The sequence below is a fragment of the Amantichitinum ursilacus genome (genome assembly GCF_001294205.1).
Lineage (GTDB): Bacteria > Pseudomonadota > Gammaproteobacteria > Burkholderiales > Chitinibacteraceae > Amantichitinum > Amantichitinum ursilacus.
In genome coordinates this window covers 200671-227258 of record NZ_LAQT01000003.1, presented here as the reverse complement: position 1 = coordinate 227258, position 26588 = coordinate 200671, and the positions used below count along the sequence as shown (strand labels likewise).

Annotated in this window: 18 protein-coding genes; 3 read left to right on the top strand and 15 right to left on the bottom strand. The window is 59.2% G+C overall.

Annotated features, from left to right (window positions below; all coding sequences use genetic code 11):
• Positions 1–15: 15 nt before the first annotated feature.
• Together WG78_RS05835 and WG78_RS05830 are read left to right on the top strand one after the other, a co-directional pair.
• On the top strand, positions 16–945 hold the full coding sequence (locus tag WG78_RS05835; protein WP_201782367.1) for a DUF4886 domain-containing protein: 930 nt from the start codon (positions 16–18) through the stop codon (positions 943–945).
• Positions 946–1091: 146 nt separating this feature from the next.
• A complete protein-coding gene (locus WG78_RS05830) occupies positions 1092–1970 on the top strand; it encodes an AraC family transcriptional regulator (protein WP_053936852.1) in 879 nt (292 codons plus the stop codon).
• 20 nt (positions 1971–1990) lie between these two features.
• Here WG78_RS05830 and WG78_RS05825 read toward each other — a convergent pair whose 3' ends face one another.
• Positions 1991–2782, bottom strand: coding sequence for an EAL domain-containing protein (locus tag WG78_RS05825; RefSeq protein ID WP_053937029.1), 792 nt, complete (start codon positions 2780–2782; stop codon positions 1991–1993).
• A 129-nt stretch (positions 2783–2911) separates the two neighbouring features.
• Here WG78_RS05825 and WG78_RS22900 point away from each other — a divergent pair, with 129 nt between their 5' ends.
• Complete coding sequence (locus WG78_RS22900) at positions 2912–3289, top strand: hypothetical protein (RefSeq protein ID WP_201782382.1); 378 nt, start codon at positions 2912–2914, stop codon at positions 3287–3289.
• A 14-nt stretch (positions 3290–3303) separates the two neighbouring features.
• Here the strand turns inward: WG78_RS22900 and WG78_RS05815 are convergent, their stop codons facing one another.
• From WG78_RS05815 to WG78_RS05745, 14 genes are all read right to left on the bottom strand, one after another.
• A complete protein-coding gene (locus tag WG78_RS05815; protein ID WP_053936850.1) occupies positions 3304–3720 on the bottom strand; it encodes a hypothetical protein in 417 nt (138 codons plus the stop codon).
• A gap of 290 nt (positions 3721–4010) precedes the next feature.
• The gene (locus WG78_RS05810; protein ID WP_053936849.1) at positions 4011–7463 is read right to left on the bottom strand and encodes an ImcF-related family protein; all 3453 of its coding nucleotides are present in this window, start codon (positions 7461–7463) and stop codon (positions 4011–4013) included.
• Between the two features lie 27 nt (positions 7464–7490).
• On the bottom strand, positions 7491–8759 hold the full coding sequence (locus tag WG78_RS05805) for a KPHS_23130 family T6SS system protein (protein ID WP_053936848.1): 1269 nt from the start codon (positions 8757–8759) through the stop codon (positions 7491–7493).
• A 3-nt stretch (positions 8760–8762) separates the two neighbouring features.
• Positions 8763–9020, bottom strand: coding sequence for a PAAR domain-containing protein (locus tag WG78_RS05800; RefSeq protein WP_053936847.1), 258 nt, complete (start codon positions 9018–9020; stop codon positions 8763–8765).
• A 56-nt stretch (positions 9021–9076) separates the two neighbouring features.
• Entirely contained in the window at positions 9077–10306 is a 1230-nt protein-coding gene (locus tag WG78_RS22340) for a DUF6708 domain-containing protein (protein ID WP_152969077.1), read from the bottom strand.
• A gap of 215 nt (positions 10307–10521) precedes the next feature.
• Positions 10522–11679, bottom strand: coding sequence for a DUF6708 domain-containing protein (locus WG78_RS05785; protein ID WP_152969076.1), 1158 nt, complete (start codon positions 11677–11679; stop codon positions 10522–10524).
• A complete protein-coding gene (locus WG78_RS05780) occupies positions 11672–12796 on the bottom strand; it encodes a DUF6708 domain-containing protein (RefSeq protein WP_053936843.1) in 1125 nt (374 codons plus the stop codon). The genes WG78_RS05785 and WG78_RS05780 overlap by 8 nt, the downstream gene beginning before the upstream one ends.
• Positions 12789–15908, bottom strand: a complete 3120-nt coding sequence (locus WG78_RS05775) for a T6SS effector BTH_I2691 family protein (RefSeq protein WP_152969075.1) — start codon at positions 15906–15908, stop codon at positions 12789–12791. The genes WG78_RS05780 and WG78_RS05775 overlap by 8 nt, the downstream gene beginning before the upstream one ends.
• Before the next feature lie 18 nt (positions 15909–15926).
• Positions 15927–16847: a DUF4123 domain-containing protein gene (locus tag WG78_RS05770; protein WP_053936841.1), complete on the bottom strand. Its 921-nt coding sequence runs from the start codon at positions 16845–16847 to the stop codon at positions 15927–15929.
• A gap of 3 nt (positions 16848–16850) precedes the next feature.
• Positions 16851–19190 (bottom strand): type VI secretion system Vgr family protein, encoded by a 2340-nt coding sequence (locus WG78_RS05765; RefSeq protein WP_053936840.1) that lies wholly within the window; start codon positions 19188–19190, stop codon positions 16851–16853.
• Positions 19191–19780: 590 nt separating this feature from the next.
• Positions 19781–21604, bottom strand: a complete 1824-nt coding sequence (glmS, locus tag WG78_RS05760; protein ID WP_053936839.1) for a glutamine--fructose-6-phosphate transaminase (isomerizing) — start codon at positions 21602–21604, stop codon at positions 19781–19783.
• 136 nt (positions 21605–21740) lie between these two features.
• The gene (locus tag WG78_RS05755; RefSeq protein WP_201782366.1) at positions 21741–23348 is read right to left on the bottom strand and encodes an HD domain-containing phosphohydrolase; all 1608 of its coding nucleotides are present in this window, start codon (positions 23346–23348) and stop codon (positions 21741–21743) included.
• Positions 23349–23368: 20 nt separating this feature from the next.
• Positions 23369–24136 carry an MBL fold metallo-hydrolase gene (locus WG78_RS05750; protein WP_053936838.1) on the bottom strand — a complete coding sequence of 256 codons (768 nt, stop codon included), beginning with the start codon at positions 24134–24136 and terminating at the stop codon, positions 23369–23371.
• Positions 24137–24383: 247 nt separating this feature from the next.
• Complete coding sequence (locus WG78_RS05745; protein ID WP_053936837.1) at positions 24384–26588, bottom strand: CHASE2 domain-containing protein; 2205 nt, start codon at positions 26586–26588, stop codon at positions 24384–24386.

The window sequence follows — 26588 nt, the reverse complement described above, 5'->3', positions numbered from 1 at the left end:
TCGCAGAGCCGCACGATGCCCAACCCGCCTTACCCGCACACTAAACCCACGCTGATGCGGGCCGCGCTGGCCCGTATTGTTGTGCCGCTCGCCAGCGCCGCCTTGCTGCTGCAAGCCGCGCCGGTTTACGCCAACGCCAGCAGCCCCAACGCGCAATCCATCCTGTTTGTCGGCAACAGTTTTACCTTTGGCGACAAATCGTCCACCTATCACTATCGCGCCAGCAGCGTGACTGACCTTAACCACGCCGGAAACGGCGGCGTGCCGGGCATCTTCAAGCATTTCACCGAAGAAGCCGGCCTCAACTACAGCGTCAGTCTGGAAACCGCGGCGGGCGAAGGGCTGGATTATCACTTCCACCACAAGCGCGATCTGATCACCCGGCCGTGGGACATTGTGGTGCTGCAAAGCCATTCGCTGCTGGACGCCAAACGGCCCGCCAACCCGGCCAGCCTGATCAAATACAGCGGCAAACTGGCCCGCGCGCTAACCGCGCAAAACCCGAAAGTGACGATTTATCTGGAATCCACATGGTCCCGCGCCGACCAGGCGTACCAGCCCAGCGGCCATTGGTACGGCCAGCCGATTACGCAGATGGCGCTGGATTTGCGCGCAGGTTATGACCAGGCCAAAGCGGCCAATCCCGCCATCGCCGCAGTTATCCCGGTGGGCCAGGCGTGGAACCGCGCCTTTGCCACACTGGCCGACAGCAACCCGTACGACGGCATCAGCGCCAACCAGATCAGCCTGTGGGGTTGGGACAACTACCACGGCAGCAGCTATGGCTATTACCTGGCGGCGCTGGTGCTGTTCGGCCAGATTACCGGGCACGATCCGCGCACCCTGGGCCCGGCCGAGGGCTGCGCGGCGGAACTGGGGATTTCGCCGGAACAAGCCAGCGCGCTGCAGCGCATTGCGGCGGAGACGCTGGCGGCGGGCGGCTGAGGGCGTCAGCGCATGCGCCAAGGGGCGGCGTGCCGGTTGCGCGGGGCGCGCGCGGCCGACACAGGCCTCCGCGCCCAGAACAGCAAGATCGGTCGAGCGCGGTGCCTGCGGTTGCGCCACACTGGCCCTGCCATAAGGACCCGACGATGAAGCCTGCCCTACACCACCAAGCCCGTATGCGACGCGTGCTGGAACATATCGAGCACCATTTGCACCAGCCGCTCAATCTGGATGAATTAAGCCGGGTGGCCGCGTGCTCGAAATTTCATTTTCATCGGCAGTTCTCCGCTACGTTCGGGCTCTCGGTGCAGCGGTATATCCAGCTGGCGCGCATGAAGCGCGCGTCGTATCAGCTGGCGTACCGCGCGGCGCACAGCGTAACGGGGGTCGCGCTGGACGCCGGTTACGCTGCACCCGACGCATTTGCCCGCGCGTTTCGGCAACGCTTTGGCCAATCGCCCTCATCGTTTCGTCTAACGCCCCATTGGCAGCCGTGGCTCGCGGCCCTTGAGCCGCTAAACCACGCCAGGAGTACGCTGATGCACCCCGTTTATAACGCCAACGATGTAACCATCCGCACCGTGCCCGCCACGCCTGTGGGCATCATGTCGCACCGCGGAGACCCGGCCCTGCTGGGCGCCACCGTGCAGCGCTTTATTGCGTGGCGCCAAGCCGCCGGCTTGCATCCCAAGAACAGCCCCACGTTTAACGTCTGGTATTCCGAACGCCAACCGGCTTCGCCCGATGATTATCACGTCGATCTGTGCGCCGGCACGCGCGGCCCCATTGAAGCCCATGGCGCCGAAGTGGTCGCCGGCGAAATCCCCGGCGGCCGCTGCGCAGTACTGCGCGTAACCGGACACACCGACAACCTGGAACCCGCAGCCCTGTTTCTGTATCGCGATTGGCTGCCCGCCAGCGGCGAAACCACGCGCGATTTTCCGGTGTACTGCCAACGCATTAAATTTTTCCCGGAAGTGCCGGAACATGAGACGGTGGCGGAGGTGTTTTTGCCGTTACGGTAGCAGCACCCCGGGCCGCGGCATCAGGCCAGGCAAAACGCCGGATCAAACTTGCCGCTGTCTTCAAACAGCGGTTTACTAAACAGATAGCCCTGCATTAGCGCAATGCCGGTGTCGGCCAGAAAGGCGGCCTCTTCCACGGTTTCGACGCCCTCGGCAATAATGCGGATATCCAGTTCTTCGCAGATGCGCGTGATACCGCGCACGATGGCCTGGCGCGCTTTGCTTTGATTAACGTTGCGGATCAGATCCATATCCAGCTTGAGAATATCGGGATGGAAATCCGCCAATAAATTAAGCCCGGCAAAGCCTGCGCCAAAATCATCGATGGCGGTTAAAAAGCCAATCTTTTTGTATTCGCGCAGGATTTCGCACAGCCATTTGCCGTCGTTAACGCGCTCGCCTTCGGTGGTTTCAAAGATGATGCGATCGATGGGAAAACCGCATTCCTTGGCGGCGGCCAGCGTGCTCTGAATACACACTTCGGGCCGGTAAATGGCATTGGGCATGAAGTTGATCGACAGCATGGTGTCGAGCGCCAGCTGCGTGGCCATATGGATGGCTTTAACGCGGCAGGCCTGATCAAACTGATAGCGATTGGCTTCGGTGATGCGCGACAGCACGGTTGGCGCGGGTTCGCCCGCCACACCGCGCACCAACGCTTCGTGCGCATAAATGCTGCAACGGTGCACATCAACGATGGGCTGATAGGCATAGCTGAATTCAAAATCCAGCGGCTGCGCGCTCTTGCATCCGGCACATGCGGGGCCGTCGGGATAGATCGCGAGCATGCCGCCCGAGTAGTGTTGGGCCATCTGGGCCTCCGATGAAATGCTGCGGATAAAGCGGGCTAATTGCATATAGCTTAGCGCGTTGTGGCCGCAGCCTAACAATCAGATCGCAGCGAGGGGGCGATCTGCGTGGACGGGAAGGCCCGCCCGCTATTGGCCCGCCGCGCCGCTGGCCAGGACCGGTGCATTTGGTTGCCTGGTGTGGCAAAAGCGGCGACGGCAATCGGACCGCGTCAGCCCCATCACCTTGCGGAACATGCGGCGGAAACCGCCGACGGCGACAACCGGCCCGGCGTGGCCGCAGTAAAAGGCATACGCGATAACTGGTGGCGGCAAGGCATGATGGGCGCAGCCCAAGCGCATTACGACTGCATCAAAGTGTTTTCGGAAACCGGGTTTTTTGATGACCTGCCGCTGATTGATATTGCTGTGCGGGTGATGCACGGCGAAGACGACCAGATCGCGCCTTTTCTCTCCCACCGAAGGGCTCGGCGGAGCGCTTTTTACGCAACCGGAATTGAGTCGGCTTAATTTAATTTAAAGAATCAAACACCGAATTTATTGCAGCTACCCGGCGAGTTCTTTACGGTTTTGTAATGGGTCACAATATTCTGGCTGTTATACGTCACCAGCACCGTACATTGTTTGTCGTAATAACGCGTATTGGATGTGGGCGTTATGGTCACCCCGCCGCCAGGCCCCGCGCCCACTACATTGGCGGTATCGGTCAAGGTGTATTGGCTGCGATAAAACCAGGTGGCTACAAACTGGCCATCCGCGGTTTTATCCACTTGTTGCGGTTTACCAAATTTGGCATAGACCGCTTTCATATCACCGCCTTCAAACTTGTTGCTATTGATCAGGTCGGGAATGGTGGGGACTGCATTGGCCATTGTGGTGCAGCCGGAAATGGCGCTCAGCAGCATCAGCAATGCGATTGTTAATTTATGGGTATTTTCCATTCGATATCCGGAATGCGGGGCTAAATGATCCTGATAAAAAAAAAGGATTTTATTAATCAGGAAATACTTCGGCGCGATAAAGGCAGCATCCGCCCCAATAAATCGGGATATAAGTGGAACAGGGCGATCCGCTTATACCCAACAATCCGTCGCGCGGCGAATGGCGATGATTATCACACGGGCTTGCGGCAATCCGGCTCCAGACGCCTGAGCATCCAGCGGCTGAAACCGGCCTTTCATCAAGCCATACTCAACAGGGCGCGCCCGCGTCCGGATCGGCCCGCCCGCGATCACCTGCCCGCAGTATTGATGGGCTTTGCCGGTTTTACGGCTGACGCCGTCACCGCCCCCGCTGCGGGCTCGCGACCGGTGATGAACACCCGTTGCGGCAACCTGAAGCCTTTTAGCTGCAGCAGCTCCAGCGGGCCTTCGCCAGCTTGAGTGCGCAGCGCATAGCGCAGGTGGATGCCGTCATCCAGCAGCCAGTCGATGCGCCAACTGGCGCGGTCGACCTGCTCCACCTTCGCTTTGGCCAGCAAGCGCACAAAACCCCAGCCACTGCTGAAATCCTCTTTTTGCTGCAGGCCAGTCTGCAAAGCAGTCCAGGTCAGGCTGGCGCCGGCTTTTTCGGGGACGCCAGGCCAGGCGAAGTGCTGCCATTGCTGCTTCTGGTTAAAGTAATCCAGCGTCTGGCCGTCGATGGTCAGTTTGCTGTCGGTCAGTTTGGGGTGGCCCAACGCCATCAAATCAAAGCGGTAGCGGGCATCGCCTTCGCTGTACATGCGGCTGGACAGTCGCGACAGTTTGTTGAGCGCGTTTAAAAAATCCGGATCAAAACGCAGCGATTGTGCGTAGAGCGGGTTGGGTACCCACTGATCGCCCTGCAGTTCCAGGATGCCACCCAGCTGGGTTTTGGCGAATTGCGCGATGCTGCCCTGCGGGGCCAGAAAGCGCGAGAGTTCACCCATGCCCACTTCGTTGTCGGTGTCATTAAACGGAAAGCGCCCGCCCGTGGCGCCGTTGAAGGGAGCCCAGACGCTGTCATACCACAGGCTGTTGAGGCTGGCCGAAGCGGGCCGCATCAAGGTGCGCCAGGACTGATCCAGCGGGCGCAGGAACAGGTTTTCGCCCATGCTGGCGTAGTTGCTGCCCAGGCTGGCCGCGACCAGACCGGCGTAATTGCGGGCATCGATCAACTCGCTGGCTTTGCCCTGAAACAGGTTCTGCGCCAGTTGCCGGGCGAAGGCGTCCGGATCGGTGGCAGACTTGACCTGATCCAGCGCCAGCCGGGTGGCGCTGACGCGATCCAGATAACGTTGCAGGCTAAGCGTACTGTCCGCGCTCGCGGGGGCCGGTGCGCTGGGACTGGCATTGCCCTCTGCCACCACGCCCAGGCGTAGCAGCGGGCCAAAGGTGGCTGCCAGCGGGTTGGCCTGCACGGCGTTGGCGGCGGCTTGGGCCGCATCTGCACCTGGATCGGTGTCTTTGCGCGTGAAGACGCCGCGGGCTTTGGCCACCAGCGAGTCAGCCAGGCTGTGCTGTTGCGCACCGGCCTGCGCTTGCCAGGCAATGGTCTTGAGCAGCGCCGCCAGCGGGGATTGCTGGACGTCGGCATAAACCCGCAATTGCTCGGAGGTGCCGGATAGATTGGCTTCCGGCACCCAGATCAGTCGATTAAGGAAGTTTTGCCAGGCATAGCCGAAATCGGTGAAGTAGCGTTGCGTCAGGCTGGCCTGCAGGTCTTCGGGCTTGACCGCATTCTGGGTCGCTTGTTGCCCGAGTACCCAGTCGCCACTGGTCACCGCCTGCTTGGACATCTGCACGATGCTGTCGCGCACGTAACCGTCATACGCCTGGCGGGTAAAGGCGCCGGGCAAGCGCCCCTGCACCGACCACAAGCCGCGCGAATCCCGGCCCCCCAACAAGGTGCCCATGGTGGGATCGGGATAGCGGGCTTTGGTGTTGGCGAGCAACTGGTGATACAGCGTGTCGTCGGCTTGCTTGAGGTCAATCAGGCCCGACAGGGTCTGGCGGGCGCTGAATAGCACGTCGTCGTTTCCGGCCAGTTGCCATTGCGGATGCGCCGCCAGATGCGCGGCGTAGAACTTCGCGACCTGGTCAACGCCGTCCGCGCTCAACGCGGGCCAGACCACCATGCCGGTTTTGGCCAGGCGCGGCGCCAGGAAGGCGGCATCGGCGTGTTTGGGTTGCGACAGCATCAGCCAGGTTTTAAGGGTGTCATAACCAGTCTGGCCGATACTGTCCTGCGGGGCGGTACCGGCTTGGGCGTTCGTTTTGGCGCCATCGGCCGGGGTGGCCGAATCCGCGCCGTCCATGGGCACGGCATTGAGCACCTTAAGCTGTGCGGCCAGTTGCGCCTGCACCGGTTGCACCAGCCAATGATTAGCCGCTTTGCCATAGGGTTGCCAGGTCGCGGCCAGCAACGCCTTGTTATGGTTAAGCCCGAAGCGGGTAAACCAGGGCGCGCCGTCCTTTACACGCGTTTCGAGCAAGGCCATATCGTTCTGCACGGCCAGCAAGGCCGGGAAGGCTTGCTTCAGATCGGGCGCCGCTTGCAAGGTGGCCAGATCTTCGCGCGCCTGGTCGCCCAGATTACGATTCTGCACGTACGCGTTGACCATGCCCGCACCCCACAGGCCGATGCAGAGCGCCAGGATGCTCCAGCACCAGTCAAATCCGCTGAACCGCAGTTTGGCTTTGCGCTGGCGACGGAAATTCTGCAGCCACAGGCCGGGCAAGACGATGTGGTCGCCCGATGCCACAGCCAGCGCCATCCGCGTGGCCTCATCGGCTGCGGCCATGCCTTGCACATCGTCTGGCACTGCCGGGGCCGGGGCAAACCAGATGCCCGCCAGGGTCTGGCGGCGCTGCAGGTTGCGGGTTAACTGACTGACCCAGGTGGCCAGCGCCTGATGCTGTTGTTCGAGCCACAGCGATAGCCCGGCATCGAAATACGCGACCCGACGCTTTAACAAAGCTGGCCACGCGTTTTGCGTCAGCGGCGCAACCAGTTGCCGCAGCGCCGCGCTGATCTGATCCGGCTTGCCTGCCGCCTTGCCGTTTATTTGCACCAACACGGGCGCCGCATCCTCAGCGCGCTCACCCGCTACGGCGGGCGACAGCAGCAGTTGCACCGGCAGCGCATAACCGCAGGCATGGGCCAGCGCGGCCAGCAGGTTGCCGTGCGGCATCGCGCCGTCACTGACCAGCACAATGCCGTCAGCCGGTTTGCGCAGTCTGCCGCGCAAATGGCGCCAGTCTTTGCCAGCAGCAAGCGACTTATCCCCTGCCCAGACCAGCACAGCCTGCCTGGTATCCAGCCACTGCTGCTCAACTAGACACGGAAAGTGGGCCTTCACCAGTTCCGGTGTGCCGGTCACCAGCAACCAAGGCTTTAGGCGGCGTTGCAGCCAGCTGTAGCGATTGGCCAGGTGGGCGCGCAGTGGCAGCAACGAATCTTCGGCCTTGGGCGCAGGCCCATCGGGTTTGGCCACCCGGGCGCTGCCTGTGGCGGTGACGGCTTTGTGGCGACGCTGATAAAAACGCCAGCCCTGCCAGCACATCGTTGCCACGGCCACCACGGCGATCAGGACGGCGGCGGCAGCCCATCGTTGTTCCAATGTCTCCAGCCCCAGCTGCGCGCCAAGCGCGAAGATCAGCCCGACCACAACGGCCAACAGCAGTAGGATGCCCAGGTAGATAAAGTTGAGTTTCGAAAGCATGTGCAGATTCGTTTTGGTGGGAGTACGTCAAAAAAGGGTGATGACCGCCAGCGTGATCTGGCCATCGGTTTCGGGCGCAACCAGCTGCGGCACGCCGGTGCCTTTCAGGTGTTCGGCCACCAAAGCGACGGCCAGCCATTCACCCGCCACGCCGGTATTGCCGATCGCCCGGTCCAGATCGTGTTGACCGCGCAACTCCGGGGTTTGCCGCACGCCGACGGGGTGCTTTTCGAAAACGCTCAACAGCGCTTGCTGCGCCGCTGATTCCGCACCCCCGGTTAGCCATTGATGCGCGATGGTTGCACCGGTCAGCCCACTCCAACGCAGCGCGTGGCGCAAGCCGTGTTCAATCCGGTCTGGAGCGCGACGTTCGGGCCGGTGTAGCGCGGCACTGGGCTGCAGACCAAAGCGGCGAACCGCGTCGGTGCCAGCCAGCAACAGCATGACTGCGGCTTCGGCGCTCCCTGCGGGCGGCAACGCTTGCAACAGCGGGCGCAACTGCAGGGCAAACAGCAAAGTCGGCGGAACCTGCCCGGGTTGGTCGCCGCGCTCCAGCCAGGCTTCGGCCGTGGACAACGCAGCCAGTCCACGGGCAATAACCGGTGCGGATGCGGGCAGATGGCTGGCGTATTTCGCCCAGGCATCCTGCCAAAGCGCGCGCACCGCTTCGTCCGCCACTTGCGTGTCGACATGTAGAAAGACCCGCAGCGCCACGCCTTCCGGCAACGCGGCCAGGGCTGGCTTTATTTGTTTGAACAACGCCTCCAGCGCCCAGGCCAGCACGGCTTGCTGCCGCGGCTCATCCAGCATATCGGGCAACCAGGCTCGACCCGGCGCCTCCAGCCAGCGGGCATCCACGGTTTGCGGATCGGCACTGTGGCGCAACTGCGGCTGGCGGCGCGTGATGCGTTCGGCCACGCTGGCGCTGCTGATTTTTACGGCAAGCGCATCCAGCTGGTACGCCGCAGCCAGCACCGCTAACGGGATGCTGGCCACCTTGAGCGCATGCCCGGTTTCCACCGCGCGCTGCAGATTGATGTCTTGCGCGGCGGTCTGCCGAGCCTGCTGCCTGCCGATCGCAAAACACAGCAAGATCAGCCAGCCCAACGCCGGCAGGCCAGGCACAGTCAGCCAGAATGCCACCGGCGTGGTCGGCAAAAAACGCCGCGCGCCAAACAGCAAGGCGGCGGCCCCGGCTGCGACGATCAGGACCAGCAACAGCAGCCACGCCGCCCACGCGACCTTGACCGGTGGCACGGGCTGAGCGGGAGCAATCTGGTCCAGATCAAAGGGCATGGTTCACATCGACCCCGTATTGCTGAATGACGCAATCAGCGTGGCGCCGCACGCAGTTTTGTCACCGTGAAACGCCAGCGGCAGATCACCATCACGAATCAGGTCATCGCCATCCACGATCATGTTGTCGCCACATTTGGGGCACGACACCCGATCAGTTTTACGCGCCGCACCCCGCCCCGCCTGGGTGACGCGGGCCGAACCGCTGAGCACCACGCCGCCGTGGCTGGTTTTGTCGCCGACATAGATGAGAGAAGGCATCTGAATCTGCTCCTGCAAATTGGGGAGGAATCGGAATTGAATCGGGATGGATTTGCTCAGGCATCCGTCGGATACCGTTTCTGCGCTGCGTCTTCCACCGGCTGATACAGCGGCAGCCATTGCGCTAGCTTGTCCGGGGCGTATTGCCGGGCGCTGGATACCCAGCCCCAGTCGCGTTTGTGGCGTTCCACGCCATGGGCAAGGCCGACGGGTTGGTCCGGCAAGGGCCGGGCATAAGGGTCATCCGCCGCCACCTGGCAAGCCTGCTCCACCTCTTGGGGCCAGCGCGGTTCGCGGCTGGTCCACAGGCTCAGCGCCAGAAACGGCAGCCCCAGCAGCGCCATCGGGATATCGATGATCTCCAGCAAGACCCGCCAGCCGGGGGAGCCATGATGGCCGGAGCGACATGCCGCAAACATCTCGCTCAGGGAGTAGCGCTCTTTCGGATTCCAGTAGAAATGCGGCAGGCGCAGCGTACGCGGGCCGTCTTCCATAAAGCGTAGGTAATACGCCCAGTTTTCCTGCGCCTGGGCTATGGAATGAAAGCCCTCGCCAATGCAAAAGCCGCGTTCGACCTTGCCCTGGTCGTCCAGCACATAGCAGCGGATGTCAAAGCTGCGGACCATGAGGTTATCCGGCGCAGCACCGGCCCGTCTGGACCACAGCCTGCGCGGGTAGCTGATGCAGAACATGACGTTGTCGGCATCCCAAGGCACTGCCCAGACGCCGCCGGGTTTGTTGCTGCGGAATTTGTATAGCGTGCGGGTCTGGCGATTGAGGCGAATGGGGTAGCGGGTGTAGCGAAAATAGGCGATGGGTACGGCAAAGCGCATTGCAAGTACGCTGAAGACAGTCAGACCAAGCAGGAGAGGCGTCGCAATATACGGAGCCACTTCTTGCCACCAGAAAAAAGTCTCACCTTGTCTTCCCGAAAGAACTTCTAGAAAAGCGGGGACTGTATATGTGCAACTCCACACAGCGAAACACACCATGACAACCGTTATAACGGCCCCCATAGCCAGCATGCTGCGTTGCGGGTGGCTCTGGTCGATGATCTCCAGATAATTGCTGTTGACCCCATACAGGCTGTCGTTGAGCAGTGTTGCTTCAATTCGGGTTTTCGCTGTCGTCCGATCTTGTTTGTTGATCTTCAATTGCTCACCTTTGACGACAGCGTCAAGCCCTTCAGCTTTCGCCCGGTCCTTATTCTTGGGCAAACCATGGTTCTTTTCGAACGGGCTGATTTCGGTGCCCATACGAATTGGAGATACGGATTCACTGTGCATGTCACTGTCCCTTTTGCTTGTTGATGGACAGTGCGGCGTATTCAGCCAAATCCAGATACGTGCTGTTCATGCAATTCAGGCCATCATTCAACGGCGCACGTGACGACCGGAGCAGGCAGATTTGGGCTGCTGCCCCGGATTTAGATAACGGGTGTTCAACCTCAAAAGATTTCGGGACTTTACGCTGAGGTTGGGCAAAGGGCTGAGGGCGCGCGTTATGCATCAGTCGGATACCGTTTCTGCGCCGCGTCTTCCACCGGCTGATACAGCGGCAGCCATTGCTCTAGCTTGTCCGGGGCGTATTGCCGGGCGCTGGATATCCAGCCCCAATCGCGTTTGTGCCGGGCGACTGCGTACGCTTGGCCTACCGGTTCATTGGGCAAGGGACGCTGGAAGGGATCTTCTGCATTCGGTGGGCAGGCGTCTTCAATCTCTTGGGGCCAGATGGGCTCTTTGCATGTCCACAGGCTGATCGTGAGAAATGGGAAGTACATGATCAGGGTGAAGGGCAGTTCAATCAGACCAAGCAAAGAGTGAGAAATCAGCGTGCCCATTTTGAAATTGCGGCAGGTTGCAAATATTTCTGCGAGGGAATAGCGCTCATGTTTGCTCCAGTACGCATGAGGCAAACGTAAAGTACGCGGGCCGTCATCCATAAAACGCAGGTAATACGCCCAGTTTTCCCTGGCTTCCTGCACGGTCATAAAGCCTTTACCGATGGTAAAGCCTTGGGCAATTCGCCCTTGCTCATCGAGAACGAATCCGCGCAGGTCGTAGCTTTGAAAGATTTCTGCAGCATTCCTGTTGGCCGCCGCGTGGATGCAGAAATGCACGTTCTCCGCATCCCAGGGTACTGTCCAGGTTCCTTTGGGACCGTTATTGCGAAATACGTATATCGATCGGGTATGCCGATTCAGCCGTACGGGTAATCGGGTGAAATAAAAAATAGAAAGACCAATGCATTTCTTTAGGACCCAAGCGAAGAACAAGGTGGCGGCCAGGCACATTGGTAGCCCAATAAACGCGCCATAGATGTCATTGCTCCATTCCGGGTAGGGGTTCCCATCTGTATTCAAGCCCCTAAAGGCATAGATGAAGGCGGGGAACATAAGGAAGCTTGCATACAAAAACATCACCAATCCGAGCACGCATACAGCCGTTCTGAATGCCATGTCTTTACGTTCGGTATGACTCTGATCGATTACTTCCATCCACGTACTATTCAGGCAATATAGGCTGCCATTCAGCAAAGTAGGTACGGCCTTGAGGCCTTTGGTTTTTGCTTGTTCTGTTGTTTTGGGCAACTGATGTTCAATCTCAAAAACGGATAGTTCTTTACCCGGTCGGATTGATTGCGTACGTGAGTTATGCATCAGTCGGATACCGTTTCTGTGCCACGTCTTCCGTCGGCTGATATAGCGCTAGCCATTGCTCTAGCTTGTCCGGGGCGTATTGCCGGGCGCTGGATATCCAGCCCCAATCCCGTTTATGGCGAAATACACCGTTGGCAATCCCAACAGGTTGCTCCGGCAATGGACGTGCGAAGGGATCCTCCGGATCAAGCGGACATTCCTTTCTTATATTCTCCGGCCAGATCGGCTCTTTGCAGGTCCAAAGACTGATTGCCAGAAATGGCACCTCAATCAGAGCCAGAGGTACAGTAAATAAATTCAACAATGTCGTGCTATAACGATTCGCCCTACATGTGGCCAACATTTCCTCAAAAGAATAGCGCTCATGCGTACTCCAGTAGAAATGTGGCAAACGCAGCGTGCCGGGACCCTCCTCCATAAATCGAAGGTAATATGCCCAGTTCTCCCGGGCTTGTTGTACAGATATAAAACCCTCTCCGATCGTAAAACCTTGGGCAATTCGTCCATGGTCATCGAGAACGAATCCACGCAGGTCGTAGCTTTGGAAGATTTCTGCAGCCTTCCTGTTGGCAGCAGCGTGGATGCAGAAATGCACGTTCTCCGCATCCCAAGGTACCGTCCAGGCTCCTTCGGGACCGTTATCGCGAAATACGTATATCGATCGGGTATTCCTATTCAGCCGTACGGGTAATCGGGTGAAGTAGAAAATAGATAGGCCCACACATTTCTTCAAAACCCAAGCGAAGAAAGCTGTTAATGCCAGGCACATGACAGGAGCGATATAAGCGGCAATTAGCTCGCCCGATGAACCCATATCCTTTCCACTCATGGCCTCAAATATCCACGGAATGGTAAAAACACTGCAGTACAAAAACAGCATTAATCCGACTACGCAAGCCGCAGTCCTGAATGCCATGTCGCTGCGTTCGGTATGGCTTTGATCGATCACCTCCAGCCAAGTACTATTCAAACGATACAGGCTACCATTCAGTAATGTGGGTTCGGTTGCGAATCCCTTAACTTTTGCCTCATCTCTCGTTTTTGGCAGCTGATGTTCAATTTCAAAAATAGATAATTCTTTGCCCGGGCGGATGGATTGCGTTCTGGAATTATGCATGAGGTAGTACCTTTTGCTCTTTTGCCAAGGATAATGCGCTGTATTCATCGATGTCATCACGCAAATGTCGCCTTCGATGTTCTTTGCCAAAAACTGAATCACGCGCCCACTGCTCCAGTTCAGTGGGTGAGTAAATCCAAATCAAGGCCGAGGAGGCAAGCCCCGCAATAACTAGTGCAGTCGATAATGGCAATGTCGCAATCGTGATCGCTGCTATAGCCTCTGCAGTCAGGATCATTGGAATAATTGCAGCTGCCAGACCTACAGCGGCTGAAGCTAGAAAAGCAATGAAGCGCATTTTTTCGCCAGCTTTAAGAAACTGCATTGCTTTATATCCATCAGTTAGTGCCGTAATGATCAGGGCACCACGACTTACAGCAGTACCTATTTTTATTAGTGCAGATCCTTTTTCAGCCAGCGCGTCCCAAATAAAGACTCCGGTACGGCCTGTTGTTAAACCTGCCTTTGCGGCGCTCCAGCTAATAAGAACGGCGCCTAATTTTTCACTTATCGCCCCGCCTATCGAAATGGTTGCACTAATGAGCGAAACTAGGGAAGCGTCCTTTTTGTAATCCGGAATCGAGCTGATTTGAGAGATACCTGCACTCAGAATCAAAATATCGAGGACCAACCCACCCGTACTCGCAAGTGGTCCTTTCGAGTCGAGCAATGCAGTGGGCCGCATGCTGCCCGCCTTATTCAGCTCCAGCTTTTCAAGTCCGGCCAACGCATCGTCGGCGTTGATTTTCTGAATATCGGCGACGCTGAACACGAACAGGTGCGGACGATCTGCAGATCGGGTGCCCACCGCGCCAATTTTCTGCCAAAGCATTTTATTGAACTGACTCTGAACGGCTGCGTCGCGCTCCAGCGTTTCGTAAAGAGCGATGTTGCTTGTCTTTATTTTTCCGAGAAAAAGGCGGAAGGCCGCACTATTACTGGTGCCACACGGAACTCGCACTTCCCCGTGAACAAACGAAAGCACGGTGGTAAGCAATGCTGCGGCCCCAGGATGCTTATTACTAAACTGGCGAGTGAGCAATGGAGTCAGGACGTTAAAGCTGCGTGGAAACAATCCCGCTTTTTGTAGCATTTCGGGGATATTTTTAGGCAGGTCGGGAATATTCTTTTCCAGGGAGGTTGCGATTTCGTTCCAGGCACCATCCAGCTTTCCATATTGAGTAAGTCCCGCCGCGCTGAGCATCGCAATGATTTGTTTGTCTTGCTGTTCTTTGGGTTGCTTAACGTCAACGTGGGAAAGGATGTCCGGAATGTGGGGCGCCTGCTGTATAAGCGCATTTGCTTCCTTGAAGGCAGTATCAAAGTAGATTGCGACGTCCCCACTCATATTCCAGGACAAGGCATGGACCAGCAGATTTCGTGTATCGGTAATCCTCGGCTTTGCCAGCCAAGCCAACACAAGTTGAAGGCATTCATCTGAATCCGCAGCGCCCACGAGGCATTTCGCCACTTCAATGTCGTAGATCGCTCCTTGCCCGATATCTCCTCTGATAAACCATCCGCCCATGTAGTCGCCGAGTGCGGAGCTGCCTAGCCAGGCGGCATGCAATACGCGCACTGGCTTCAGGGTCTGTTCGCTAAAGCTCTGGTAGGGCTGGTCGTATGGTTTGCTACGGTCTGCGCGTGCCTGAGCACGGGCGAGCTGCCACTGTGCACGCCGTCGTTGGTAGTAGGCATGGACTCGTTCAAGTTCGGCCGCATCACTCACCTTGCTTAAATCAAACGGGTAAGGGGCGGCGGCCTTAGCATTTGCAGGTTGAGCCTTCAGCACCCGGTCGGCCGCCCACGGACCTCCGGAAAGCCCGGTAATTACTCCTTGCCATTCTTCCGTGTAATAGCGCGGGGCTTCATGAAACATCTCGTCAAATTGCCGCGCGAGCAGGGTTCGCATGCGGCTGTCTGCTGGCACTGATCCCCCACCGTTCTGCGCTGGATAAGTACTGGCGGATGACTGTGTCCGGTTTTTGGCGTCCTGCAGAATTTGATACGCAATCTTTTGTCCGACGGCCGCTTTGGGCTGCGGTAGACCCAGCGCCTGCATTTCTGCGGGCGCCCTTTGGGTCCAGTAACTATCCATACCCTTTTCTGCTTTCTGATAACCCTGCGAGATCAGCGCTTCTTCGATCTGGTTGAGGTAATGATCAGTCCAGTACTGGCGCACCACCTGCTTGTCGCCATAGAAAGTCGGCTGGCATAGCGCCGCCAGATCTTGCGTGATGCCCAAGGGATCATCGACCGCTGCAACGATGCCCGGTTTGCCGCCACCTGCTTCTTTCATCAATGCGGCAACCATGCCCCCAGCGTAAGCACCGGCGTATTGAACGCCTTCCATCTCCGTGGGTTTCAGCGCCGCAACGTGATCATCGTTGGTGATCTCGTTCAGTCTGGCGAAATTGACCGCTTCATTCTTCAGCGGTGGGCTGGGAAAGTCGCGGTAGTGCTCGTAGAAATCGTTGCGCAGCGTGGCAAAGTCGGCAACGAGATTGAGCAGGTTTTCTGCAGGCGCCGCATGCACGCCTCCACCCACCTTAATGGTCTGGAACAGGCCAGCATGGTTGCTTTTGACGTCATCCAGCTGTTTTTGCGTTAGCCGTGTCGGGCTCCAGCCCATCAGAATGGACGTTTCGGTTTCCGGCACCGTAAAAAAGCGGCCGCGTTGCAGGTGATGCGGACTGCCGTTGGCGCACGAGAATTTGCCGTCGTCTTTGTTGGGGTCGTAGTTCTGCAAATCGACATCACTGGCCAGATTCTTGATGGGGACCAGCACGGTGCTGCCCAGCACGCGCCAGGCTTGCCATTTTTTGGCGGTATTCAGCCAGACGTAGAGATATCCCGCCCGCAGCAAGCGCAATGTGTGAACCACCTCTTTACCCGTGGCCGCCAAGCCCGCCGGCACTTTGAATGGCCCACCGATCGCAGGCAGCGCCGGTAACTTGTCGCGGTTATACGCCACGGCATAGCGCACCGGCAGAACCGGAATCCCTTTGCTGCGGTTGCATTTGTCACATTGGGGCTGGGGCTTCGGGATGTCTTTGGCGACACCAAGACCGCGCTGGTATTCGCTTTTGGGAGTAGCCGGAGAAGTTGCCATGATGTTTTCCGTTTCTTGTTATTGAGGGCGGCTGGATGGGGCTGGCGCGACGGGCTCGTGGGCAAGCCACTGCAGCAACGCTGCAAAATCGGCAGGCAGGGGTGGACCAGCAGGGTGCTCCAGCAGTCGGCTCAGACCAGGATGATCAGCCAGCGCCAAACCCTGCTGCAGCACGTGCCGGGCAAGCGCAATGTGGTCTTCCGGAACAGCGGCCCAGTGCAATTGCGTCTGAACGAAGTCCATGGCTGCGCTGGCGTGTCGGGCATGGGCAACCCAGGCCAGATCACGGGTGACGAGACCCGGCGTTTCAGCGATGGCTTGATTGATCAAGGCGATACGCTGCGCGTGTTGCCACTGCGCTGCATCCGGCCAGTGCCCGGTCTGGTTACGCAGCACCTCCTGCGGGCTGGAGAGCGTGTACCACTGGCCGAAATGGGCGAATGTCCACGCCTGGACCGGCCCCGCCAGTGCGGCGCACTGCTCTGGGCGTAAGACCCACGCCGCCAGATGCGCAAACACCCGTGGGTCATACAGCCGCCAGAAGGCGCGGGTGTTATCTGGGGATAGCGGATCAATAATCACTAGCCGGCTACCGATATGCGCAGCGAGCTCTGCCACCGGTACATCCGCAGATAGAAATGCGCAGAGCGCGACAGTGATGAGCGGATCAGCCAGTTGTAGCTGGCATTGCGCCATAACCACGTCGGATAACCACTCCAGCACCGCCGGGTCGCAGGCGTCCACCTCAAGCAAGACGGGAAGCAAGTCCTGGCGTGCGTCGGGCCAGCCCGCTGGCGCGCACGGCACCCCACCCAGATGATCCTTGAGCGGATGAAAAGGAAGCCCGGCCTTATCAATCAAGAGGAAGCGATGGCTTCCTGTAAGCGCCGGAGGCGCATCCAGGGAAACCAGATGCGTGCCGATGGTCTGGTCGCTCATGGCCTACTCCGGCAACGCCACACTATTCTGGCCATCCGCCGCTGACCCGGCGAGTGAACCATGGCAACTGCTGAAATCCGGCAGCGTCGCGTTGTTGCTGTCTGGCCCGGCCCACTGGAAGTTGGCCATCTTGATGGTCACATTCGACGGTGCGGCGATGGTGATGTTGCCGTTTTCCAGCTTGATATAAGCGCCGCCGCCATCGGTAAGGGTGATCGACTTTCTGGCCTGCAGAGTGATGTGTCCCTGGCTGCTGGTGAGCGACAGGTCTTTCTGCGCCGCCAGTTCCATCGCATCGTTTTGCGCCTGGATCTGCAGCTTGCCTTCGTTGGCAAACAGCTTCAGTCCCATCTTGTGGGCCAGCAGGCTGATGGTTTCGCCCGCGATCACGGTAAATTTCTTGAGTACGCCGATGTCGGCGTTGTCACCTGCGGTAAAGGTCAGGTTCTTGCCGGCGCTGTGCTGGATGCTGCTCGGGGTTACTGCGGCGATGGCCGCCGGTGCGGACAGCAGGATGACCGCCTGCTTGAGTGCATCGATTTGTGATTGCAGCAGTTGCGTCATGGCGGCGGTATCCGCGGAATCCGCCTTCGCCATGTCGGCCACTTTGGCCAAGCCCTGCATCAGCTTTTGTGCATCCTGCAGGCCGGTCACCGCAGGCTGCATATCGAGGACTTTGCCGTGTGCCTTGTCCTGCACATGCGCGGAAACCATCAAGCCATTGGCGCGCAGCGCGCCGAACGAATCGGAACGAAGCTCAAAGCCCTCGCCGCGCTTGTTGCGGCTGGCGTCAACCAGATGCCCAAGGCTGATCTGGCTTTTGCCGTATTCACTCGAAATCTTGATGTGCTGGGCCGAGTCCTTGTCTTCCAGCCTGATCTTGTTGTTGGACGGCGTGCGGATGATGTTGCGGGTGTGATTGAGCTGGGTGACGTGGTCTGGCTTGCTTTGATCATGCATCGCGTACGCGATGTAGGGCCGATCAATATCCCCGTTCTGAAATGCGACCTGGACCTCGGTGCCATCAATAAGCGGCATATGAAAGCCGTACGTGTCCCCGGCGTAGGGCTTGGCCAGGCGCATCAAGCGGCTTGATCCTGCCGGTGGCCAGTTTCCATTCCTGTAATCGACGTCGAACAGATAGGCGACCCGATACAACCCGGTCTCGCTGATATAGGCGGTGGTGTATTTGCTCGGGCTGGTGACGCGTGCGGGGATAGTGCCGCTGATGGTCGGCTTGGCGGTTTTGCGTGGCAGCCGGATGATGCGGTCGGCCGGAATCGCCGTGAAGGTGTTGGTCCACGAGGTGTTGCGCCCGGCTTGATGGGTGACGGCAGTCAGCACCCAACCCCATTCAGCTTGCGGGTCTTTCAGGTCCGTGCGGAAAACCTGCCCGGGTGCAAAGCCCAGCACCGTCGACTCGCCGTTGGCCACAATTTGCTGAGCCAACGCAATTTCATAATCCAGTTGTGCAGCCGCTTTGCCCTGCTCCGGGTCTTTGTGATGGGCTTCGCCGAATAAATAGGAATGCCCAATCAAGCCATTTGCTTTGTTCTGGACTTCTTTGGCGCCCAATAAATCAGCACCCATTGATTTGCGATAATTGTAATCCTGGTATCGATGACTTCCGATCACTGGTTTTGCACTCACGGCCAATGCCAGCACCGCTTCATTCCAGCCGCTTTCCAGGCCCGCATCGGCTCTGTAAAGCTGTACGCCTACGGGTTTTAGATAGCTGGACTGGTCATCGATAAAAACGATGATTTCTTTGTCTTGGGCTTGCTGAAAAAAATAAGTCAGCCCGCAGGTTTCACATAATCTCGAAATAAATGAGAGGCCGTCTTCTTTCCAGCGGGTGATGTGTTCTAAAACCGGATAGGGTTTCGTGGTTTTGATGACAAAGTCATCGCCTTTGAAATCGCAGTTGCTGCGCAAGACGGCTTCGATCACGCTGGGTAAATCAAGATTCTGATACAGCCTGGTATCGATGCATTCCTGCAGGCGCGCAATGCGCGGCGCCATGATAATCAGATAGGTATGTTCATCGCGCGAAGTGCTCTGGCGCGTGATCTCACGGATTACCCCTGCCCATTTCCGGTCTGGCTCCACTGCCGCATTGGGCTGGCCGAATGCAGCGCTCGCGCGTCGCTCGGGCACTGGAGTCACCGTAAACACCGCCAGTTGGTCCAGCGCCGCCAGCAGGTTGATGTCGCTGGGGGTGGTAACGGTCAGCTTCAGCTCGTAAGGCTGGCCGATCAATTCCTTGATCACAAGCTCTCGCACCGACAGCGGCGTGGGCATTTGCAGGAACGGAATATGGAGGTGATACGCTTGAATTGCCATTTTCGACCTTATCAATGCGCGATTGATTTACTTGAAAGCCAATTCAATTTATTTTGATAATTGGATAATTTATTCAATATGGATATCGGCAAACGCAGCCAAATTGCCCGACAATATGCCCTGATTTTTTGGGCATGACAATTCGGCGATCAACAAATCAATCCCGCATTGATAAATTAAATGGACATTCAAAAGTAAATAAAGAGAGATGCAATCGCACATCTGATTTGTCAGATTTTAATTATCGAAATGGATACATTAAATTTAGCAATGCATTACGAGAATTCATCTCGCCATTCCAGCAATTAAAGATAAGCAGCCGCTTGGCGCAAAATATTGGGGTCGTGGGGAGATCTGGGCCGCAACGGGGGCGAGGATGTTCAGCGCCAGAATGACAAAAGGTTGCAGCCCGTGGCCCGTAACGCCCGCACTGGCATTCAGCGCGGGATTCCGGGGACGGGCGTTGGTATTGCGACTTCAGAAATTCATAGACCGGAATTCAGGCGTGGCCGCCATCGCTGCGCCAGCGGCTTACGCCGGTATCCACCCCTGATTCGCCGGATTGGTGCGGGGGCTAGCGCCCTGCCCGCTTATTCCACCGTCACGCTCTTGGCCAGATTGCGCGGCTTGTCCACGTCCGTGCCTTTGCGGCAAGCCGTGTGGTACGCCAGCATTTGCAGTGGCAGCGTCAGCACCACCGGGGCCAGCGGGCCGGAGGCCACCGGCATGGTCAGCACGCGATGTGCGCCGTCGTGGGCGGCTTCGCAGCCGGGTTCGGCCAGCAGAAACACCTTGCCACTGCGCGCTTCCACTTCGCGCAGGTTGGACACCAGTTTTTCCAGCAGCTCATCGGCGGCGGCGCAGACGATGATGGGCATGTTCTCGTCCACCAGCGCCAGTGGACCGTGTTTGAGTTCGCCCGCGGCGTAGCCTTCGGCGTGGATATAGGCGATTTCTTTCAGTTTTAGCGCGCCTTCCAGCGCAATCGGGAACAGCGTGTGGCGGCCCAGGAACAGCGCGTGGTTGTAGTGCGATAACTCGTGCGCCCATTTATCCAGTTCGCCATCCAGCGCCAGCATTTCCTCCACCAGCACCGGCAGCCTGTGCAACGCGCCGACGATTTCGTCCAGCGCGCTGGCGGACAGGGTCTGGCGGCTTTGCGCCAGCGCAGCGGCCAGCACGTACAGCGCCACCAGCTGCGTGGTAAAGGCTTTGGTCGAAGCCACGCCAATTTCCTGGCCAGCTTGCGTCAAGAACAGCAGATCAGATTCGCGCGTCAGTGTGGAATGCGGCACGTTGCACAGCGCCAGCACTTTAACGTCGCCGCGTTCGCGTGCGGAGCGCATGGCGGCCAGCAAATCGGCGGTTTCGCCCGATTGCGAGATGGCGACGATCAGCGTGCCATCCTGTTCGCGGCCTTTGCGATAGCGGTATTCGCTGGCGATATCCACGCTCACCGGCAAGCCAGTCCATTCTTCAATCCAGTAGCGCGCGACCAGACCGGCGTGATAGCTGCTGCCGCATGCGACGATGCGCACGGCGGGCGCGTTGGCAAACAGCGTGTCGGCTTCCGGGCCGAACAGCGCGGGCTTGCAGCCCAGTTCCAGCACGCGTTGCAGCGTGTTGGCGATGGCGGTGGGCTGCTCGAAAATCTCTTTTTGCATGTAGTGGCGGAAATGGCCGAGGTCGGCGGCGTCGGCCGAGACGTCCACCGTACGCGAAGGCCGGCTGACCGGTTGGCCATTGGCGTCAAACACGCGCACTTCCTTGCGTTGCAGTTCGGCGATATCGCCGTCTTCCAGGTAAACCATGCGTTGCGTAACCGGCAGCAGCGCGGAGATATCCGAGGCAAAAAACTGCTCGCCAAAGCCCAGGCCTAATACCAGCGGGCTGCCTTTGCGGGCGCAGATCACGCGGCTATGGTCGTCGCGGCTTAATACGCCGATAGCATAGGCGCCGGTCAGGCGGCCGACGGTGGCTTGCACGGCCGCCAGCAGATTCTGCGATTGCTCAAAATAGTGGTGAACCAGATGCGCGATGACTTCGCTATCGGTCTCAGAGGTAAAGCTGTAGCCGCGCGCGATCAGTTCGGTGCGCAAGTCCTGGTGGTTCTCGATAATGCCGTTGTGCACGATCAGAATGCTGTCGCCGCCCAGATGCGGGTGGGCGTTGGCTTCGGTGGGTTGGCCGTGCGTGGCCCAACGGGTGTGGGCCAGGCCGATCAGGCCGCTGGCGTCGCCCACTTTGGCGGTCAGGTCGGCCACGCGGCCCGCCACGCGGATGCGCTCGAACAGTTTGGGGCCGGTTAACGCCACACCGCTGGAGTCATAGCCGCGGTATTCCAGCCGCTCCAGCCCTGCCAACAACATGGGCACCACATTCCGTTCCGAGATTGCACCAACGATTCCGCACATAAACGCTTTTCCTGTCGACCACTTTTGCCAGTATGGCAAAAAAGATCGCCGACTGTACGCGGCCTACGCGCGCGCGTCTTTAGGCGGTTACCCTGAAACCATTCGGCGGCCAGCGGTAATACCACTTGCCGCGCACTCAGCTGGGCTGCGGCCTGGGGCTGCGCGCCAGGGCCAGCAACGACGCGGTATCGACGGCATCCACCTGGTCTGCATCCAGAAACTGTTGGGCATAGGCCAACCATACCTGTTGCCGCAAAAACACTTCATACAGATCGGCGTCGATATGCTGGTCGCGCGCCATCCGCGCCATGATGGCCAGCGCTTGCGACAGCGGCATGCCTTGTTTATAGGGTCGGTCCTTGGCGGTCAGGGCTTCGAATACATCGGCCAGACCCATGATGCGCGCCTGCACACTCATCTGTTCGCGCGTCAGCCCCAGCGGGTAGCCTTTGCCGTCCATGCGTTCGTGGTGGCCACCGGCAAATTCGGGCACGCGCTGCAGATGGCGCGGCCACGGCAGCGACGCCAGCATCTGGATGGTGACATCGATATGGTGGTTGATGATGTCGCGTTCGGCGCGCGTAAGCGTGCCACGGCGCACGCTCAGGTTCTCGGCCTCATCGGCGCTTAACAACGCCAGGCGCTGGCCATCCACGCTGAGCGTGCGCTGCGCGATGGCTTGCACGCGCGCGATATCGGCGTCGCTCATTGCTTCCACGCCACGATTGGTGTGGCGCAAAAAGGCGCGGTCGGCGTGGATTTGCTCACGCGTCTGCTGCCAGCTAGCCAGATCCATTTCGCCTTTTAGATGGGCGATTTCGGCATCGCGCAGCAGCACTTCAAAGCGCGTATCGATCAGATCAATGCGGTCAAAAATCGTCTGCAGCTTGGTGGCTTTGTCCACCACATGCACGGGCGTGGTGATCTTGCCGCAGTCGTGCAGCAGGCCAGCGATTTTCAGTTCGTAACGGTCGGCGGCGCTCATGGCAAAGCCGGCCAGCGGGCCGTAATCGGCCTGGCACACGGCATCGGCCAGCATCAGCGTCAGCTCGGGCACGCGTTGGCAATGCGCGCTGGTATAGGGCGATTTATCGTCGATCGCCATATTGATAATGCCGATAAACGCTTCAAACAGTTCTTCCAGCGCATTGATCAGCTGGCGATTGTTGATGGCGATGGCGGCCTGCGAGGCCAGCGATTCCACCAACTGCTGGTCATCCACGCTAAAGGCAATGCTGTTGCCGTCTTCATCCTGCGCATTGATCAGCTGCAATACGCCCAGCGCCGCGCCATCGTGGTTGCGCAGCGGCACGCTTAAAAACGAGCGCGAGCGATAGCCCAGGCGTTCATCAAACTGGCGCGTGCCGCTAAAGTCGTAGCCTTCCGCGGTATAGGCGTCGGCAATGTTGATGGTCTTATCCAGATTGACCGCGGCGGCCGCCACATTGGCCAGATTGGGCTGGCCATCCGCCAGCTTGAGCGGCAACGCTGGAATATGTGCGCGTATCGGGCTGGTGCCGCCCCAGTGCAGATTGCGCGAGCCGGTCATTACCAGCTCAAACTGCAATTGATCGTCGCGTTGCAGGTAAACCGTGCCCGCGTCAGCGTTTACCAGTTCGCGCGCGGTGTTCAGGATCATCTCGATCAGCTGGGCAATATCGGTTTGCGCCGACAACGCAATGCCGATGGCGTTGAGCTTTTGCAATCGATTTCGTAGATCGGCGTGATCCATGCGTTCGGTCATCACTTGGGTATTCAGTCTGGTTAAAAGTCGAGCCGCTGGCCCGGCTGCAGTCGTGCAAAACGGCGGCCTTGCGCGGGGTCATCGTGCAGTTGTTGCATGATCAGCGCGTGGTCGGCCGGTTTTAAGTGCGTAATCCAGACGTCGGTTTCGTGCTGCATCTGGCCCAGCGCGTTCAGCAATGCGCCCGGCGAAAAATGCAGCGCGGTGCGCGCCAGATCGGCATCCTGGTCGGCAAACGCGGTTTCGATAATCAGCGCGCTCAGGTCATCAATCTGATTTACGGCTTCCCAGAACGGCGCGTGATCAGCGGTATCGCCCGAGAACACAATGCAGCCGTCGTCGCTATGCAAAGCATAGGCTACGGCGGGCACGGTATGCAGCGCGGGCAAGGCGGTGATGTGGCCGCCAGGAATGTCGACGCGATCGCCTTGCTCCATCACCGCAAAACGCAAAAACGGATTGCGGCTGTCGGGGATGGCGGCAAAGTCGGGCCAGATATGCCAGTTGAAGATGTGCCGGCGCAGTACGTCGATGGAGGCTTGCGTGGCGTGCACGGTCACCGGCTCGGCGCGGCTGCCAAAGGCGGTGTCCAGCAGCATGGGCAGGCAGGCGATGTGGTCCATGTGTGCGTGTGTGAGAAACACATGGTCGATGTTGAGCAGCGCCTCAAACGACAAGTCGCCCACGCCGGTGCCGGCGTCGATGAGGATACGGTCGTCCAGCAGCAACGACGTAGTGCGCTGGCCAGCGCCAATCCCTCCGCTACATCCCAACACCTGCAATTGCATCTGGCCCTCTGCTAAAAAAGAAATCGCGATGCATGGGGTGGGTCTGGACCCACCTTTCAAAGCCGCGGATAAGAATGCGATGTTGGCGGACCAAACGCGCGGTCTGGCAGCACCCTGCACATCAAGGCCGCTTAAAATAGCCGCAATATTGGCATGCGGCTTTGCGTGGTGGGTCTTGACCCACCCTATGCCACCAGGGCGAAACAGGGCGCGATCAGCAAAGCACGCATGCCCGCGCGCAGCGCGTCTATTTTGTGTCGAATTCGTGGATTGCGGTCCACGCCTCGGCGGGCGGCAACTGTTGCCAGGCGGCGATGCGGTGTAGATACACGCGGTACAAACCGCAGTCGGGCTCGGCAGCAGCCAGCAATTCTAATTGCGCGGCGGCAATTTGCCAGCGCTGCGCCCGGTAGTCACGCAACACTTGTGCAAACTGGTCGGCTCGTGCTTGCAACGTGGCGTCGCTGGCCAGGCCTAGCGGTTCGTACAGCGTCACCGGGTCTTCACGGCCTTTGACCTTAACCCGGTCTATCTCGCGATACACCAGGTCGGGCGCGGCCTGGCGCGTGGTTTCAGTCACGATGACGGGCACGCCGTAATGCGCGGTGAGGCCCTCCACGCGAGACGCCAGATTGACGGCATCGCCCATCACCGTATAGGTCATCCGATAACTGGAACCCATATCGCCCACCGTCACCAGACCTGTGTTGACGCCCACACCCACGGTCAGTTTCGGCCAGCCGTGTTCTTGCCACTCAGGATTGGCGGCGGCTATGGCGCGCTGTATATCCAGCGCCGCCAGCACGGCGTTGTGCGCATGGTTGGCGTCGGGCAAAGGCGCGCCCCAGAACGCCATCACGCAATCGCCGATGTATTTGTCGATGGTGCCCAGATGGCGGCTGCGGATTACGGTGGAGATGGTGGTCAAAAACGCGTTCATAAAACGCGCCAGCTCGTCGGCCTGCATGCCTTCGCTGATGGCGGTGAAATGGCGCACGTCGGTAAACAACACACTCAGTTCGCGGCTCTGGCCGGCCATGGTATAGGCGCGCGGATCGTCGCTCATGCGCTCCACCAGTTCGGGCACCACGTACTGGCCGAACAGCTCGCGCAGCTGACTTTGCCGCCGCGTCACAAAGAAATAGCCATAGGCCATGTTGATTACATACAACACCAGCACCAGCATCAGCGTGCTGGCAAATGGCATATCCACATAGGCAAAACGCCACAAAGCCAGGTCGCTGAGCACCAGCGCCAACAGCAAAATGGACGTGGTCAGCGTGGCCATCAGCGGCGTGCGCGTGGCCAGAAGCCAGGTCAGCAACGGCGTCAGCACGATCAGCAACAGCAATTCGCCGCCCAGCAAGTAGCCGGGCCGTTGCGGCAGATCGCCATCCAGCAGCGCGGAAATCATGTTGGCGTGCACTTCCACGCCGGGATAGGTTTCGCCCACGGGCGTGACCCGCAGATCGTTCAGGCCAGGGGCGGTCGCGCCCACCACCACGATGCGGTTGCTCAGAAGCTCGCGCGGCGCACGACCCCGCACCACGTCCACCGCCGAGATATAGGTATAAGAATGCGCAGGGCCGCGATAGGGCACGGTGGCCTGGCCATGCGCATCGACCGCCAGACGCGTGCCGCCCAGGCGCAGCGCCTCCAGTTGCGGCACGCCGCCGCCTGCTTCAATCACCGGCTCCAGCAGCGGATTGCCTTGCGCCAGCCGCACCAGTTGCAGCGCCAGCGACGGGTAATACTGGCCGTCAATCTGCACCAGCAAAGGCACGCGGCGGATGACGCCATCGGCATCCACCTGCGGCACAAAATGGCCACCGCCTGCGGCGGCCAGTTGCAGTTCGGGCAGATTGCCGCCGTAATGCGCGCCTTGTAGCAGCATGCCTTGCACCGGGGCCAGGGCATCGGCCGCTAATGCCGGCGGCGGCAAGGCGCCCGCGTTAACCGCGTCATCGCCATTGCTGTAATAAAAGCCGAGCGCCACCGGGCGGTTTTTAAGTGCGCGCGCCAGACGGCCATCGCCATCCAGCTGTGGCGCAATCCGGGTCAACGTGTCTTTAAATTCGGGAATATCTTTGAGTTCGCGCGTGGCCAGCCGTTGCAGCGCGGGCAAGCCGCCGCTGTTGTCTTCTTCGGCGAACACCACGTCAAAACCCAGCGCGCGGACTTTATAGCGATTGAACGATTGATCCAGCAGGCGCGCCACCACATCGCGTCGCCACGGCCAGTGCCCGAGCGCGGCCAGACTTTTCTCATCGATATCGATAATGGCGACGCGCGAATCGGGCTCGCTGGTGGCGCCCAAGCGGATGCGCGTGTCGTAGATATAGGCATCCAGCCGGTCCAGCGCGGGCAGCGGCAGGCTGCCCACCAGGTGCGCCAGCAATACCAACAGCGTGAGCAGGCCCGCTAAAAGCTGCAGCCCGTATTTTTTGATCAC

Excerpts from the sequence above, each read along its gene's own strand:
- WG78_RS05775 (WP_152969075.1), bottom strand. The coding sequence starts at position 15,908 with ATGGCAACTTCTCCGGCTACTCCCAAAAGCGAATACCAGCGCGGTCTT.
- WG78_RS05805 (WP_053936848.1), bottom strand. The coding sequence starts at position 8,759 with ATGCCCTTTGATCTGGACCAGATTGCTCCCGCTCAGCCCGTGCCACCG.
- WG78_RS05770 (WP_053936841.1), bottom strand. The coding sequence starts at position 16,847 with ATGAGCGACCAGACCATCGGCACGCATCTGGTTTCCCTGGATGCGCCT.
- WG78_RS05755 (WP_201782366.1), bottom strand. The coding sequence starts at position 23,348 with ATGACCGAACGCATGGATCACGCCGATCTACGAAATCGATTGCAAAAG.
- WG78_RS05825 (WP_053937029.1), bottom strand. The coding sequence starts at position 2,782 with ATGGCCCAACACTACTCGGGCGGCATGCTCGCGATCTATCCCGACGGC.
- WG78_RS05835 (WP_201782367.1), top strand. The coding sequence starts at position 16 with ATGCCCAACCCGCCTTACCCGCACACTAAACCCACGCTGATGCGGGCC.
- WG78_RS05815 (WP_053936850.1), bottom strand. The coding sequence starts at position 3,720 with ATGGAAAATACCCATAAATTAACAATCGCATTGCTGATGCTGCTGAGC.
- WG78_RS05810 (WP_053936849.1), bottom strand. The coding sequence starts at position 7,463 with ATGCTTTCGAAACTCAACTTTATCTACCTGGGCATCCTACTGCTGTTG.
- WG78_RS05780 (WP_053936843.1), bottom strand. The coding sequence starts at position 12,796 with ATGCATAATTCCAGAACGCAATCCATCCGCCCGGGCAAAGAATTATCT.
- WG78_RS05830 (WP_053936852.1), top strand. The coding sequence starts at position 1,092 with ATGAAGCCTGCCCTACACCACCAAGCCCGTATGCGACGCGTGCTGGAA.
- WG78_RS05785 (WP_152969076.1), bottom strand. The coding sequence starts at position 11,679 with ATGCATAACTCACGTACGCAATCAATCCGACCGGGTAAAGAACTATCC.
- WG78_RS05750 (WP_053936838.1), bottom strand. The coding sequence starts at position 24,136 with ATGCAATTGCAGGTGTTGGGATGTAGCGGAGGGATTGGCGCTGGCCAG.
- WG78_RS05765 (WP_053936840.1), bottom strand. The coding sequence starts at position 19,190 with ATGGCAATTCAAGCGTATCACCTCCATATTCCGTTCCTGCAAATGCCC.
- WG78_RS05800 (WP_053936847.1), bottom strand. The coding sequence starts at position 9,020 with ATGCCTTCTCTCATCTATGTCGGCGACAAAACCAGCCACGGCGGCGTG.
- glmS (WP_053936839.1), bottom strand. The coding sequence starts at position 21,604 with ATGTGCGGAATCGTTGGTGCAATCTCGGAACGGAATGTGGTGCCCATG.
- WG78_RS22340 (WP_152969077.1), bottom strand. The coding sequence starts at position 10,306 with ATGCACAGTGAATCCGTATCTCCAATTCGTATGGGCACCGAAATCAGC.